Genomic DNA, 14,428 nt, shown 5'->3' on the forward strand with positions numbered 1-14,428 from the left:
ATATAATTAATTTCCGGGTGCAAACGGAAATTTTAATGATTTAAAATACTCTAATGTTTGTTTTGGTTTCTCTACTCCTACAGGCAATTCTTTACCTGAATATTGCTGAAAATAAAGCAAACAGGCATCTCGCCACCATTTCGCTTCTTTAGATTGAATTTCTAACAACATTTGAACTTCTTTAAAACGTTCTTCATCAACATATTTCCCTGCATTATTCCAGGTCTTTTGCATTTCCTGAACCTGATTTACACCTTCCTGATATTTTAAAGCCATACCGTTCCAGAGTGTCTGACCGTTTTTTAGTTTATAATCCCACGAAACATGATGAAACCATAGTAAATCCTGTTCCGGACAAGTTTCGAGATTATCAAAAACCTTTTCTACTTCCGGCGCATATTGAGCTGTCGCATTGGTACCGGTTTTTGCACGATCAAATCCAATTCCGTTTTTATCCGCTTTATGATAATAAGTCGGATTCCATTCCGGTCTCGATAAATCAGAAATCCACGGGCCCGGGCCATAATGATGTCCAGTGTCCATAATATGATGCAAACCAAGAGGTGTCATATAATTGACCACTGCTTCTCTTGAGGTAATCATCATTTCTTTTACTGGTTTAATGAAATTTTCATCGTTCGAAAAAGTACATCTCAACCATTCGTCAGCAATAAGTTCTGAGTCTAAATACGGATCCCAGGCCAATCGACCAAAGCCGTACCAATTTGCCTGCGCAAAAGGATGCCCGGTCCAATTAAGATCGTTTCCTATATTCGAAACCCCGGCAATTCCGGTAAGTTTTGTATGGGTTAGTGATCCATCAATAACTTTGGCCACTGTCGAGCCTTTGCCTTTTTGATAAGTATCTGATGCTAAAACTTCCTGAAATAATTTTGGCAAATAAGCCAAATGCGTACTAAAACCCAAATATTCCTGCGTAATCTGAAACTCCATCATTATAGGCGTTTTTTTCATTGCCCCAAACAACGGATGGAATGGTTCTCTGGGCTGAAAATCGATCGCTCCGTTTTTTACCTGAACAATTACGTTGTCTTTAAATTTTCCGTCATACGGCTGAAATTCGGCGTAAGCCTGTTTGGCACGATCATTTGCATCATGTTCAGAATATACAAAAGCCCTCCACATAATTACACCGCCAAAAGGTGCTACGGCATCGGCCAACATATTAGCACCGTCGACATGATCTCTTCCGTAATTTTGAGGACCTGGCTGACCCTCAGAATTTGCTTTTACCAAAAACCCACCAAAATCAGGGATTCTTTTATAGATTTCTTTCGCTTTATCTTTCCACCAATTTGCCACTGCAACATCTTTTGGATCTGCCGTTTTTAAACCTCCAATTTCGATTGGTGCCGAAAACCTAGCCGTCAAATATACTTTTATCCCGTATGGTCGAAATACATTCGCCAGCGCTTCTATTTTCTCTAAATATTGTGGTGTCAGGATCAAGGCGTTTGCGTTTACATTCGTCAAAACTGTACCGTTAATCCCAATTGAGGCATTTGCTCTGGCATAATCAATATAACGCTGATCGATAAAATCAGGTAATTTTTGCCAATTCCATAAAGAGAAACCAGCATAACCACGCTCAACAGTACGATCTAAATTGTCCCAATGGTTTAATACCCGAAGATTTATTTTTGGAGAATCAACAATACTTAAGTTTTTAATTGATTTATTAGTCTGAATCAATCGCAGAAAACTATAAACACCATATAAAACCCCAACATCATTTTTTCCGGTAATGACAATCTGTTTTTTATTTTTTAATGAAATAGATTTAATAATAAAGCCTTCATTGTTTATTTTGTCGAAATCAGATGCAAGCACTTTTTTCAAATCCGAATTTAGAGCCGTTTGAGACCCCACAATTAAATTATTTTCTCCATTGATTGCTGATCGAATTTCAGGTTTATTTTCGAGCATATGGGATATTCCCGTTTCTAATTCCGCTAAAGAAATTTTTGCAGTTTCAGAACTTCCCAATGAAACAATTCCCTTAAGATTGTTTTTATATTCTGAAGCAATTACAGCGTCTTGTATCTTATCGTATCGAAGCCATAATTTATAATCCTTTTGTGCTGATGCAGTCCCGGAAATCATAAAAAATAGTGCCAATAATCTTAGAAAAGTCTTTTTTATACCGGTCATTTAATTTTATTTTTTTTTGTGTTTAATTTTAAACATAAATCACTTATTCCCATTTAAAACAAACCTATCAGCAGAAAAAATACCAAAAAAATATGTTATTAAAAATATTATGAGAATCGCAATCGGTTGTGCTAAAATACAAAAAAAATACAAAAAAAATGCAATAAAAAAATAAAAAAAATATTTTACTTACTACTCTGGTCTATTAAATCATCCTTCCATATTTAGATCATTAGAATATTTGATAAAAAAAGGCCTGGTAATATAATTTATATCACCAGGCCTTTTTTAGATTTAAAAATGTTGCTTAAATTTTCCTTGAGGACGACTCACGAATTAATACTTGTGTATTTAGAAAAGTAATTTCTTTTGCATCATCTTCCTCATCTTTAACAGATTTAAGATTTTTAATAATTAACTCGGCAGCAGCCTTGCCCATTTTCTCTGCAGGATGGGTTATAGTCGAAATGTTTGGTTCAATTATTTCTGAGATTGGGTCATTATTAAATCCTATAACTGCAAAATCTTCAGGTACTTTAATGCCTCTTTTTTTAGCAGTCTGAACGGCACTTACCGCCAGAATATCTCCGGGAGCAAATAGACCATCCGGCGCTTCTTTCAAATTAAATAAGTGATTACAGGCTTTTACTCCTTCTTCATAGGTCATATGTTTTAAGCTTATGATTAAATCCTCATCAATAGGCAAATCATGCTCTATTAAGGCATCAATATACCCCCTTTTTCTTTCATTATAAAGAGTGCCAAATTCTGAACCGGCAGTTAAGTGCGCTATTCTTTTGCAACCTTGTTCTATCAAATGTTTTGTTGCTTTGTAACCAGCCAGATGATTATTAATTACAACCCTAAAAGTATCATAATCCCTGGGAACCCTGTCAACAAATACAAGTGGAATATTATTATTTGAAAACTGCTTAAAATGAGAAGTATCTTTTGTCTCCATCGCCAAAGAACATATAACCCCGCTTACACGGTTACTATACAAGGATTTAGCCAGATTTACTTCGACATCGTAAGAGTCATGCGACTGCATAATAATAACTGAATATTCAGATTTACGAGCCGCAATCTCAATGCCGCTGATTAGAGAGGATAAAAAAGGCTGTGTAACCGTTGGGATTAAAATACCGATAGTTTTAGACTTATTACCGCGAAGACCAGCTGCTAAAGTATTAGGAACAAACCCCATTTCTTTGGCAGTTTGTTTTACTTTTTTAATTGTCTTATCACTTATACTATGGTGATCTTTTAAAGCCCTTGAAATAGTCGATGTTGCAAGATTCAGTTTTTTGGCAATATCATAAATCGTTACATGCTTGTGCTCTTCCATAAATTAAAATACTATAATTAGTAAATGTAATTATTTTAGTGATATAATAGTAAATTCTTTAAAAATTAAGCCTGTTGTATCAATTACACTAGAAATATTTTGATACCCTAAAATCTTCTATAATTATTTTTGAAACATTATTTTTTATTTTCAAAAAAAAAGTATTTCTTTACACAATCGGTTGTTTTTAAGTTATAGAAATAAATCAAATTCAGCACTTTAATAATCAATAAAAGAAAAAGCTAATGGGACCAAAAAAATTTACTTACATAATCACACTCATAATAACTTCTTATTGTTATGGACAAGCAAAAACAGAAAGTTTTCCATTTCAGAATCCTGAATTAACTTTTGAAGAACGGGTAAATGATCTTGTAAAACATTTGACACTGGAAGAAAAGGTATCTCAGATGCTGAATTCTTCTCCTGCAATTTCACGGCTGGGAATACCTGCTTATGACTGGTGGAATGAAACATTACATGGTGTAGCACGGACTCCTTTTAAAACCACCGTTTATCCTCAGGCAATTGCAATGGCTGCAACATTTGATAAAAACTCTCTTTATAAAATGGCTGATTATTCAGCACTGGAAGGGAGAGCGATTTATAACAAGGCCGTTAAGCTAAACCGAACAAACGAGCGTTATATGGGATTAACATACTGGACACCAAACATTAATATTTTTCGTGACCCACGTTGGGGACGCGGACAGGAAACATATGGTGAGGATCCTTATTTGACAAGTATTTTAGGTGATTCATTTGTTAAAGGTCTGCAGGGAGATGATCCTAAATATTTAAAAGCTGCCGCTTGTGCAAAACACTATGCCGTACATAGTGGACCTGAATCTCTGCGTCATACTTTTGATGTTGATGTAACTCCTTATGAACTCTGGGATACTTATCTTCCTGCTTTTAAAAAATTAGTAACTGGGTCAAAAGTGGCCGGAGTTATGTGCGCTTATAATGCTTTTAGAACACAGCCTTGTTGTGCCAGTGACATCCTTATGACGGATATTCTTCGTAACCAATGGAAGTTTGATGGCTATGTAACCTCAGACTGCTGGGCAATTGACGACTTTTTTAAAAATCATAAAACGCATCCCGATGCAGAATCAGCTTCTGCAGATGCTGTTTTTCATGGTACAGATATTGACTGCGGCACAGATGCTTATAAAGCGCTGGTTCAGGCTGTAAAAAACGGAAAAATCAGCGAAAATCAAATTGATATTTCTGTAAAACGTCTTTTTATGATACGTTTCAGACTCGGTATGTTTGATCCTGTTTCAATGGTACAATATGCCCAAACTCCGGATTCTGTTCTGGAAAGTACCGAGCATAGCAATCACGCCTTAAAAATGGCCAGACAATCAATGGTTTTACTGAAAAATGAAAAGAACACCCTGCCACTGAGTAAAAAGTTAAAAAAGATTGTGGTTCTGGGTCCTAATGCAGATAATTCAATTTCTATCTTAGGAAATTACAACGGAACTCCAAGTAAATTGACAACTGTTTTACAAGGTATTAAAGAAAAGCTCGGTAAAAACACAGAAGTAGTCTATGAAAAAGCCATTAATTTTACCAATGACACTTTATTAATATATAAGGATCTTAAAAATCAATATTCTTTCGAAGGGAAGCAGGGTTTTAAGGCACAATATTACGACAATATTAACTTGTCTGGAAACCCAGCCGCAGTACGAACAGAATCAGAAATAAATAACTTTTGGCAGGAAGGCGAAACTGTTTTAAACAACATAAAAGCAAACCATTTTTCTGCCCGTTACACCACTCATTTTAAAGCCGACCAGGATGGCTCCATTACTTTTGAAATCAATGCTGATGATGGGTATCGTTTTTTAATCGATGAAAAAGAAGTAATAAACGCATGGGAGAGAAACAGATGGGGAGAAAAAACATTTAAATTAATTACCAAAAAGAATACGGTTTATAATTTAGTTTTAGAATACTGGCAAGGAGAAGGAAAAGCAAACGTAGCCTTAAATACCGGAAATTTCGAAAAAACTGATTTTACAAAATTGGGAGATCGAAATAAAGATACAGACGCCTTTATTTATGTGGGCGGAATATCTCCGCAGCTTGAAGGAGAAGAAATGCCTGTAAACTTTCCCGGATTCTCAGGAGGCGACCGCACCTCCATCCTGCTTCCGGAAGTACAAACCCAATTGATGAAAGCGCTAAAATCCTCAGGAAAACCAGTCGTTTTTGTTATGATGACCGGCAGCGCAATTGCCATTCCGTGGGAATCAGAAAATATTCCTGCAATACTTAATGCTTGGTACGGAGGTCAGGCAACAGGAACGGCAGTGGCAGATATTCTCTTTGGAGATTATAATCCGGCAGGAAGATTGCCTGTAACATTTTACAAAAGCGATTCAGACTTATCCCCTTTTGTTGATTACAATATGGACAACAAAACGTATCGTTATTTCAAGGGAAGTCCTCTTTACGGCTTCGGATATGGTTTGAGCTATACTTCATTCAAATATGATCAATTGAATATTCCTTCTAAAATAAAAAAAAATAAAAATGTTTCAGTCTCCGTAAGAATTACCAATACAGGTAAAACTGAAGGTCAAGAAGTTGCTCAATTGTATGTATTAAATCAGAACTCAGCTGTAAAGGCACCAATTAAAACTTTAAAAGGATTTGAGAGACTTAACCTAAAACAAGGTGAAAGCAAAACAATCACCTTTAATCTTTCTCCTGAAGACCTGTCGTATGTTACTGCTGAAGGAAACTTAAAACAATATGAAGGAAAAGTTAAACTTACTGTTGGGGGTTCTCAGCCAGATGAAAAAAATGAAATAAAAAGTAATATCATTTCTAAAATAATTCAGATAGAGAAATAAAAAATTGCAATTATATAAATACGCATCGCAAGCTATCTAAATAGAATTAAAAAAATAAATATTAGCTAGAAAAACCAAAAAAAATGAACAACAAAATAGACCAGTTATCAGCAGATAACATTAGAGCATTGGCAATTTCGATGGTCGAAAAAGCCAATTCAGGCCATCCTGGCGGTTCAATGGGTGGAGCCGATTTTATGCATATTTTATATACTGAATATCTAAAATATGATCCTTCTGATATGCAGTGGATTTTCAGAGACCGCTTTTTTATGGATGCAGGACATCTTTCCGCCCTAATGTATGCACAGTATTATCTGCTTGGAAATTATGAGAAAACAGATTTAGAAAATTTTAGACAATGGGGATCAGTTACACCCGGTCATCCTGAAATCGATGTTAAAAGAGGTGTCGAAAATACATCCGGACCTTTAGGTCAGGGGCATGCAATGGGCGTTGGAGCGGCTATTGCAGCAAAATTTTTATCGGCAAGATTCGATAATTTATTTGATCACAAAATATATGGTTTTATAACCGATGGAGGTGTTCAGGAGGAGATATCACAAGGTGCAGGAAGAATTGCCGGACACTTAGGACTCAACAATTTTATCATGTTTTATGATTCAAATGACGTGCAGCTTTCCTCTATGACCAATGAGGTTACAACCGAAAATACAGCAATGAAATATGAATCATGGGGATGGAAAGTAATCACAATTGATGGTCATAATCATATACATATCCGTTCCGCTTTAAATGCTGCTCATGCCGAATTAGATAGACCAACCTTGATCATAGGTAGAACTATCATGGGAAGAGGATGTGTTACTGCTGATGGCAGTATGTATGAAGGAGAGTGCGAGTTACACGGAAAACCAATCGGATCCACAAAAGCTGATTTTACAAAAACACTGCAGAATCTAGGAGCAGATCCGGAAAATTCATTTGCTGTTTATAACGATGTCCAAGCTCATTATAAAGAAGTTTTAAACCAAAAGACAAAAGAAGCGTCAGAAAGGAAAGTGAAAATTTCAGCTTGGGAAAACCAAAACCCGAAATTATCAAAAAAGATAAAACAGTTTTTCAGCGGGGATTTACCTAAATTGGATTTTAGTTCTATCCCCCAAAAAGCAAATGCAGCAACTCGCGATGCTTCTGCTGCCGTTTTGGGATACCTCGCAGAAAATGTAGAGAATATAATTGTTTCTTCTGCCGATTTATCCAACAGTGACAAGACGGATGGTTTTCTGAAAAAATCTTCAGTTTTTCAAAAAAACAACTTTAGTGGAGGATTTCTCCAAGCCGGTGTTGCCGAGCTAACTATGGCGGCAATCGCTAACGGAATAGCACTTCATGGCGGCGTAATCCCTGTTGTGGCAACATTTTTTGTTTTCTCAGATTATATGAAACCTGCGATTCGCCTTGCAGCAATTCAGGAGCTTGCAGTGAAATATGTATGGACACACGATTCCTTCCGGGTTGGAGAAGATGGACCTACACATCAGCCAATTGAACAGGAAGCACAGATTAGGTTATTGGAAAAAATTAAAAATCATTCAGGCGATCAAAGTTTTGTAGCGCTTCGTCCTGCCGATGCTATCGAGACTTCAGTAGCTTGGCAGATAGCTCTTGAGAATAATAAAACACCAACGGGATTGATTCTTTCAAGACAGGATATTAAAGATCTCCCTTCAAGCGGAGCATCCAGATTTGAAATAGCTTCCCTTGCTAAAAAAGGCGGATATCTGGTAAAATCAACTGTAAATCCAGACATTACTTTGATAGCAAACGGGTCAGAAGTTAGTACACTTATTGAAGCCGCTAATGAGTTAGAAAAGAGTATTACAATTAAAATAAATGTAGCTTCAATTATTTCAGAGGGTCTTTTTAGATCTCAATCTAAAGAATACCAAGAAAGTATTATTCCAAAGGATGGACTGGTTTTCGGCCTAACAGCCGGACTTCCTGTTAATCTTGAAAATCTCGCTGGACGCCAAGGAAAAGTTTTTGGACTGGATCATTTTGGATATTCAGCACCAGCCTCAGTTTTAGATCAAAAATTCGGATTTACAAGTAAAAATGCCAGTGAACAAATCCTTAAATATTTAAAAGAAAATAACTCAAACTGACTTATTTCTAGCCGCTTTTGTAAGCTTAATTTTCAGTTTAAATAACAGAGTAATTACAACAATAAACTTAAATTATTTTAATTAAGGATTGAGCTCCTTATAATGCTAAAGAAGGAATTGGCGTAATGTGCCAATTCCTTATCTGCCTAATATGAGGTGTTTTTTGAAGAAAGTCCTGAAGATGAAAAATATCAAGCTTATTGGCGCTTCTTTTTTGGAAGAAGCTTTAAAAGTAAACCACCACGAATCAATAACAAAATGCACAATTTTTTTTCCAAACTCTAAGAGTTACATCCCCATTTTCATAAAGTTTTCCAAATTGTGTCGGCAGCGTCGACACAATTTAAAGAACGATACGGTCCAATCTTGCAGAAACAAAAGGGAGTGGTATAAGGACAATGAGAATTTTAATGGAAAAATCCTCCCTAGCACCGCCGACATTTGAAAGTGACCACACCGCAAATTTATTTACCACTCGCCTTTTACTGCATCATTTTCTTAATGAAAGTGACCTTCAATGGCTAAATACTTTTGCTGAATATGAGTTAAATACTGAGCAGAAAAAAGGATTGATTTTCATTAGAGAAGCTGGTGCCATTGATAATTCAACATATCGACAATTAAATGCATGTGATGTATTAAAAGCAAGTAATGAATTAAGAAGTCTCCGAGACAAAGGTCTTATTGAACAAAAAGGAAAAGGAAGATCTACATATTATACTACTGGTGGAGTTCTTAACACAGATGATGATGTTCCTAACACAGAACCTAATGATCTTAACACAGAAGCTAATGATCTTACAACAGAACCCTATGATCTAACACAGGAGCTACCTTCTGATATAAGAGAACAAATATCCAACCTAGGAGTTAGAGAAAATGATCAAAATAAAATAAAAGATATAGTTTATAAAATATGCAGTTTTAAAAGCTATTCTGCAAAACAGATAGCTCTAATACTTAATAGAAATGAAAATTACATTTATCGAAACTATATCCTGCCGATGAAAGATGAAGGCAGATTACAGCATACAATAATAGATATGCCAAATCATCCCGACCAGGCTTACAAAGCTGTTTAATATAAATGTACTTCTTTCATTAATGTAAAATATAAATATTTTACATATTTAAATTAAGTTCAAACATTTCCAACTGCCTTTTAATTGATATATAAAATTTTCTAAAATGTTACTTATAACATAAAAAAGTATATTTTTGTCATATTAAAAAAAAAAAAAAAACAGAATCATAACCTGTTAAAAAACAAGACATTACAACGTAAAAAAGCGTGTTTTAAAGTTTGTGGCAGAATCGTGGCGCGACAGAAAAAAAATATTAGAAATGCAGTATAAAAGCGGGCTGCGGGCTTAAGGTTCGAATCCCTCTTTCTCCGCCGCCGACTCCCGAGGTATGTAATTTAATTTTAAACTCTACTAAAGATCTTGGTGTTTTTTTTAGTTCATTTTTTGTAATGTGTTAATTTAAAGAGTATTATTTTAGATCGTCCTACCAAATGAAAGACGGTTTTATGTTTCAAAACAAAAAAGAGACTGTAAAGTCTCTTTGTGGAATTAATATACTTTTTATTGAAGTTTATTTCATATTTAATAACTTCTCTAAAGCCTTAATATGTTCATCTTTAGATTTTAAAAGTTCTAAATTTAATCGTTTAATTTCTTCTAATGCTTCTATCCATTTTTCTACTGGATTCACATTGAAAGTTGGATAGTAATTGTAACCATTGGATTGGTCATTAAATGTATTCGATATAATATTTACCGCTTGTTCCTCATCAAAGTTTTGAAATGCTTCGACTGGAATCCTCAGTGCGGATGAGATTTGTTTGAGCAGACCATCTTCAATTACATCTTTTTGCTCTAGTATAGAAATTTTCTTTTGATTCCACTCATTTCCCAGATCAAAAGCCAATGCCTCCTGTTTGATGCCAAGCATTTCCCTGAAACGTTTTATGTTTCTTCCCTGATGTATTTTCTGTTCCATAATGATTATTGATTTTCTGAATGCTCATAGAGCCATTCGGATTAAAAAGTCTGGCTTTCAAAGATAGATAAATATCCTGTATAATATCCTTTTTGTCAGATAATATATCCTCTTCTCGAATAGATTATCCTTTTCAAAGAATGGAACTTCGCTTATGAATTTTAAAGCTACCATTATGAAAAAAAATAAAACATCATTCGAAATAAGATTTTGCGCAGGTTTTGTAGAAGGAAATCTATTTGAGGCATTTGACGCCGTCTTTGACTTTGCACATCTTGATTATTATAAGCGGAACTTAAGTGAAGCAGTACTTCATTGCTATAAGAGAAAAATCTACGAACAGGAAAATCCATGCAATGTTTTTGTTTTTTATACTGCTGTCTGCTCTTTTCTCAAGGTTTGTTACTGTCTGAAAGACAAAAGCAAAAAATGGAAATTGAAAGATTCGTTTCGCTCTGAAACAGTATTTCATCTTTCTTCTTTGACAAAGGAAGAATATGATAATCCTTTTCTTGTACTTCAAAAAGCATTTCAAGAGAAAACACTGCAAGAATTTGATTTTTTTTTATCTGAAATCGTAGAGTTTTCATTGCCTTCCTACGATGGTGATTCTGACTCAGACCTTACGACACCTTATATCCCTTTAATAAAAATGCTCGATGCGGGAGAACTTGTGAGAGAACGAGGTTTTGAGAGGATCAAGAAAACTGACCATACTGATCCTGTCATAGAATAAACATCCTTTATCAAAACTTCAAAGACACAATATTATGAAAACTTTAGAAAAACTTTCATTTCCAAAACTCGAAAACGAGTATTTGGAAAATATACTGAGACAGCTGGTGCGCAAGTATAATATTATTCAAATATTTTTTACCAGAGGGCAGTCTCCTACATTTTCACATGTAATTATCCATATTGATAAAAGTATAGATGCGAAAAAACTGCAGGAAAACAAATGGGTAAAAAGAGTTAAAAAACGTAGTGAAATTGATGTCAATTTCATCGACTCCCTAAAACTCCAGCATCGATTTTCTTTAGGAGATCCATTTATTGAATTTTACTGTCAGCCATCGGCTCTTATTTACCAAAATGAAGAATGGGAATATTCGCTTATCATTACAAGGGAATGGAAGAAATACAAAAAGAGGCTTAATGTGTATCAAAACAATTTTTACCATGATCACGATCTTCATATCTCACAAATCCAAAATCTCATTTCAGAAGGTTCTTCAAACAGTGTCTTCACATCGTATGCAAGACTTATTGAATATGATCTTGAATATTTAGAAGAATTATACCGGGGAAATAAATTCACTTCGCTAAGTTTAGATGAAAGGATCAGTAACCTTATAAAATACATTCCTGATATTCAAAAATACTTTGTGAAAAATAGTCGAAGTAAATATTATCTTATTGATTTATTTATAAAAGCGAAAGAAGCAATCACAGATGATGATTCTATATATGAAAATGAAATGTATGAAGCGATTGCAATTTCCCAGCACGGTCTTTGTCGCCTTATTGAAAAGAGATTTGACGAATTCAAGAAAATGATAAAAAAAGGATTTGTACAGAACAAACAAGTTGCATGCCAGATTGATGAAAAGCCTAACGATGCAATTCTCAGTGTTTCAATAGAAACCATATTACAGTCTGTTGAAGTCGAAGAGATCTACTTATATCATCAAATTACGTACGCTGAAAAAACTACTTATTATCTGATGCTTATAGCCGTGGGTGCGGGCAATGAAAAATTAAGATTAATTAATCTATTCTTAAAAAACAAAATAGGAGGAAAATATGATTTTGTTCTGATAAGTCACAGTCGCTACTGGATACAAACTAACTTATATCAGCATCAAAGTTTCTTTGCCAACATTATACAAGATAAGCACCGGATATATTCATCCAGCAGATACCTTCCTGAATTTCATTGGGAGATACCTCATAATCCTTATCATGATGATTTGCATTTTTATTATAAGCCAACTAAAGATATTGCCTTGCAATTTTTTAAAATAGTCACTAATACTAAAGAAAACTATCAAGGGTTAGAATACTTTTTTGCATTATTTTTCATGTCCTTTTGCAGAACTTACATTTTTGTAAAAACATATTACCTACCTAATTACCTATCCAGTCGAATGTTATGGAATATATGTATATATGCAGATCCGGACATGCGAAAGTATAACTATTTAATAGAGGAATTTTGGAGTGATTTCTTTCCTTATTTGGACAGACATATGACACTTCATCATAAGTTGTCAAATCTCAATAAAGAAGAGGTTAATCAAATGAATATTATTGTCAGTAAACTACTGTATGAATTGCATAATTTAGTTATTGTAAGTGGTTTATTATTGGACAATGAGCAAAATTAATAGATTGTTGCTCATAACGTTTTATTGTAATCAACACTATATTTAAGGATTTAAAAAAATTATACTTACCAAAATAGCCAAAGTAAATATTTAATTTGGCCTGATTGCTATTGGTCACAACTTTATAAATGGATAACAAAAATCCGTTTGCGAAATTTTAACCTCATTTTTGACCTTATACAAGCCTTAAACGAGTTTAAAGCAAATAATTTATTTACTTTGGATTTTTACATTCGCGACTATCTCAAACCTCACCTATTCTCTGCCATTCGAATCCGCTTCAAAGGTGAAGTCGGCAAAATCTTCTTTATTACATATATTTGCCTCTACGGGATTATCGGCCCAAGCATATCTAACTTTTGATGGACTGATCACAACATCACTCCAAACTATAATTTTATCTCCTTGGATTACCGCATTTGCCCAAACAAATTTTCTATCATGACCTGCAATGACAAATCCTTTTAATATACCGTTATCTCCAGCCATTAAGCCTGATCCTGTGTCCGTAAAACTCAGGATTAATTTGTTTTCTTTTTCTTTCATTGCTTTAAAAAGAGGCCCCGAAGCAATTAGATTCCGTCCAGCCTGACCGGATGTTTCCGGAAGGTATTTGGCAGCGAATTCGAGATCGCGCATGGCGAATTCGTAAACATCTTTTAACGGATCAATTAGGATCTTACTATAGTGATCAGCCTAAAGATAATATCTTATGGACAACGGAACGTTTTGTAGAAGAAGTAGAATAAGTACGTAAAGCCATTGGTGCTGATAAAAATAATTTTTATGTATTATGAAACTCCTGGGGCGGAATTACCAGTCAATCTTAAACTATTTTGATAATAGAAGTACAAATGCTTCAGCAGAATCTTTTAATGCTAAAGTAAAAGCATTTAGAAGTCAATTTAGAGGAGTGCGTAAAGTAGATTTCTTCTTATTCAGATTATCTAATCTTTTTGGTTAATCCCCAACTTTTGCGTTTGATCCGTACAAATGCTTCAGCAGAATCTTTTAATGCCAAAGTAAAAGCATTTAGAAGTCAATTTAGAGGAGTACGAAAAGTAGATTTTTTCTTATTCAAATTATGCAATATTTTTGCGTAATCCCCAACTTTTGCGTTTGATCCAAAATTTTCATTTTTAAGCAAAAAAAAACTTCAATTAGCAAAGCCAATTGAAGTTTTTAGTACTCAGAGCGGGACTTGAACCCGCACGAACATTGCTGTTCACTGGATTTTAAGTCCAGCGTGTCTACCAATTTCACCATCCGAGCATTATGTGGTACCTCCAGGGATCGAACCAGGGACACATGGATTTTCAGTCCATTGCTCTACCATCTGAGCTAAGGTACCTTTATTTGCTTATAACTTGAAAAGCAAAATAAGAATAAAAAACCCCGTTTTGTTAGAAACAGGGTTTTCAAAAGAAAGGCGACGACATACTCTCCCACATAACTGCAGTACCATCTGCGCAGGCGGGCTTAACTACTCTGTTCGGGATGGGAAGAGGTGAGCCC

Annotated in this window: 10 protein-coding genes, 2 tRNA genes, 1 rRNA gene and 1 pseudogene; 7 read left to right on the forward strand and 7 right to left on the reverse strand. The window is 34.7% G+C overall.

From position 1 onward, the window contains the following. Positions 1-6: 6 nt before the first annotated feature. Together NJT12_RS13655 and NJT12_RS13660 are read right to left on the reverse strand one after the other, a co-directional pair. A complete protein-coding gene (locus tag NJT12_RS13655; protein ID WP_271336478.1) occupies positions 7-2,172 on the reverse strand; it encodes an alpha-glucuronidase family glycosyl hydrolase in 2,166 nt (721 codons plus the stop codon). Positions 2,173-2,479: 307 nt separating this feature from the next. Continuing rightward, complete coding sequence (locus NJT12_RS13660; RefSeq protein WP_271336479.1) at positions 2,480-3,520, reverse strand: LacI family DNA-binding transcriptional regulator; 1,041 nt, start codon at positions 3,518-3,520, stop codon at positions 2,480-2,482. A gap of 245 nt (positions 3,521-3,765) precedes the next feature. On the opposite strand from NJT12_RS13660, the gene NJT12_RS13665 reads away from it, so the two are divergent. From NJT12_RS13665 to NJT12_RS13675, 3 genes are all read left to right on the forward strand, one after another. Next, on the forward strand, positions 3,766-6,393 hold the full coding sequence (locus NJT12_RS13665) for a beta-glucosidase (protein ID WP_271336480.1): 2,628 nt from the start codon (positions 3,766-3,768) through the stop codon (positions 6,391-6,393). A gap of 83 nt (positions 6,394-6,476) precedes the next feature. Beyond that, positions 6,477-8,522 carry a transketolase family protein gene (locus NJT12_RS13670; RefSeq protein ID WP_271336481.1) on the forward strand — a complete coding sequence of 682 codons (2,046 nt, stop codon included), beginning with the start codon at positions 6,477-6,479 and terminating at the stop codon, positions 8,520-8,522. A gap of 410 nt (positions 8,523-8,932) precedes the next feature. Next, on the forward strand, positions 8,933-9,604 hold the full coding sequence (locus tag NJT12_RS13675; protein ID WP_271336482.1) for a hypothetical protein: 672 nt from the start codon (positions 8,933-8,935) through the stop codon (positions 9,602-9,604). 514 nt (positions 9,605-10,118) lie between these two features. On the opposite strand, the gene NJT12_RS13680 is transcribed toward NJT12_RS13675, so the two are convergent. Continuing rightward, complete coding sequence (locus NJT12_RS13680) at positions 10,119-10,526, reverse strand: helix-turn-helix domain-containing protein (RefSeq protein WP_271336483.1); 408 nt, start codon at positions 10,524-10,526, stop codon at positions 10,119-10,121. A 175-nt stretch (positions 10,527-10,701) separates the two neighbouring features. Here NJT12_RS13680 and NJT12_RS13685 point away from each other — a divergent pair, with 175 nt between their 5' ends. Both NJT12_RS13685 and NJT12_RS13690 read left to right on the forward strand, forming a co-directional pair. Then, on the forward strand, positions 10,702-11,262 hold the full coding sequence (locus NJT12_RS13685; protein ID WP_271336484.1) for a hypothetical protein: 561 nt from the start codon (positions 10,702-10,704) through the stop codon (positions 11,260-11,262). Positions 11,263-11,296: 34 nt separating this feature from the next. Further along, positions 11,297-12,913 carry a hypothetical protein gene (locus tag NJT12_RS13690; protein ID WP_271336485.1) on the forward strand — a complete coding sequence of 539 codons (1,617 nt, stop codon included), beginning with the start codon at positions 11,297-11,299 and terminating at the stop codon, positions 12,911-12,913. A 255-nt stretch (positions 12,914-13,168) separates the two neighbouring features. On the opposite strand, the gene NJT12_RS13695 is transcribed toward NJT12_RS13690, so the two are convergent. Further along, positions 13,169-13,552: a hypothetical protein gene (locus NJT12_RS13695; protein ID WP_271336488.1), complete on the reverse strand. Its 384-nt coding sequence runs from the start codon at positions 13,550-13,552 to the stop codon at positions 13,169-13,171. Positions 13,553-13,578: 26 nt separating this feature from the next. Between NJT12_RS13695 and NJT12_RS13700 the strand changes: the two are divergent. Further along, positions 13,579-13,707, forward strand: a pseudogene (locus NJT12_RS13700) (proline iminopeptidase); the annotation flags it as partial. Next, a complete protein-coding gene (locus NJT12_RS13705; protein WP_271336486.1) occupies positions 13,707-13,877 on the forward strand; it encodes a transposase in 171 nt (56 codons plus the stop codon). The pseudogene NJT12_RS13700 and the gene NJT12_RS13705, both read left to right, overlap by 1 nt. A gap of 222 nt (positions 13,878-14,099) precedes the next feature. Here the strand turns inward: NJT12_RS13705 and NJT12_RS13710 are convergent. The 3 genes from NJT12_RS13710 to rrf form a co-directional block, all read right to left on the reverse strand. Beyond that, positions 14,100-14,185, reverse strand: a tRNA-Leu gene (locus tag NJT12_RS13710). Between the two features lie 6 nt (positions 14,186-14,191). Beyond that, a tRNA-Phe gene (locus NJT12_RS13715) sits at positions 14,192-14,264 on the reverse strand. A 73-nt stretch (positions 14,265-14,337) separates the two neighbouring features. Then, positions 14,338-14,428 (reverse strand): 5S ribosomal RNA (rrf, locus tag NJT12_RS13720); the annotation flags it as partial.

Source organism: Flavobacterium azizsancarii (assembly GCF_027980145.1).
Lineage (GTDB): Bacteria > Bacteroidota > Bacteroidia > Flavobacteriales > Flavobacteriaceae > Flavobacterium > Flavobacterium azizsancarii.

Coding starts and splice junctions, on each gene's coding strand:
- NJT12_RS13655 (WP_271336478.1), bottom strand. CDS start 2,172: ATGACCGGTATAAAAAAGACTTTTCTAAGATTATTGGCACTATTTTTT.
- NJT12_RS13660 (WP_271336479.1), bottom strand. CDS start 3,520: ATGGAAGAGCACAAGCATGTAACGATTTATGATATTGCCAAAAAACTG.
- NJT12_RS13665 (WP_271336480.1), top strand. CDS start 3,766: ATGGGACCAAAAAAATTTACTTACATAATCACACTCATAATAACTTCT.
- NJT12_RS13670 (WP_271336481.1), top strand. CDS start 6,477: ATGAACAACAAAATAGACCAGTTATCAGCAGATAACATTAGAGCATTG.
- NJT12_RS13675 (WP_271336482.1), top strand. CDS start 8,933: ATGGAAAAATCCTCCCTAGCACCGCCGACATTTGAAAGTGACCACACC.
- NJT12_RS13680 (WP_271336483.1), bottom strand. CDS start 10,526: ATGGAACAGAAAATACATCAGGGAAGAAACATAAAACGTTTCAGGGAA.
- NJT12_RS13685 (WP_271336484.1), top strand. CDS start 10,702: ATGAAAAAAAATAAAACATCATTCGAAATAAGATTTTGCGCAGGTTTT.
- NJT12_RS13690 (WP_271336485.1), top strand. CDS start 11,297: ATGAAAACTTTAGAAAAACTTTCATTTCCAAAACTCGAAAACGAGTAT.
- NJT12_RS13695 (WP_271336488.1), bottom strand. CDS start 13,552: ATGCGCGATCTCGAATTCGCTGCCAAATACCTTCCGGAAACATCCGGT.
- NJT12_RS13705 (WP_271336486.1), top strand. CDS start 13,707: ATGAAACTCCTGGGGCGGAATTACCAGTCAATCTTAAACTATTTTGAT.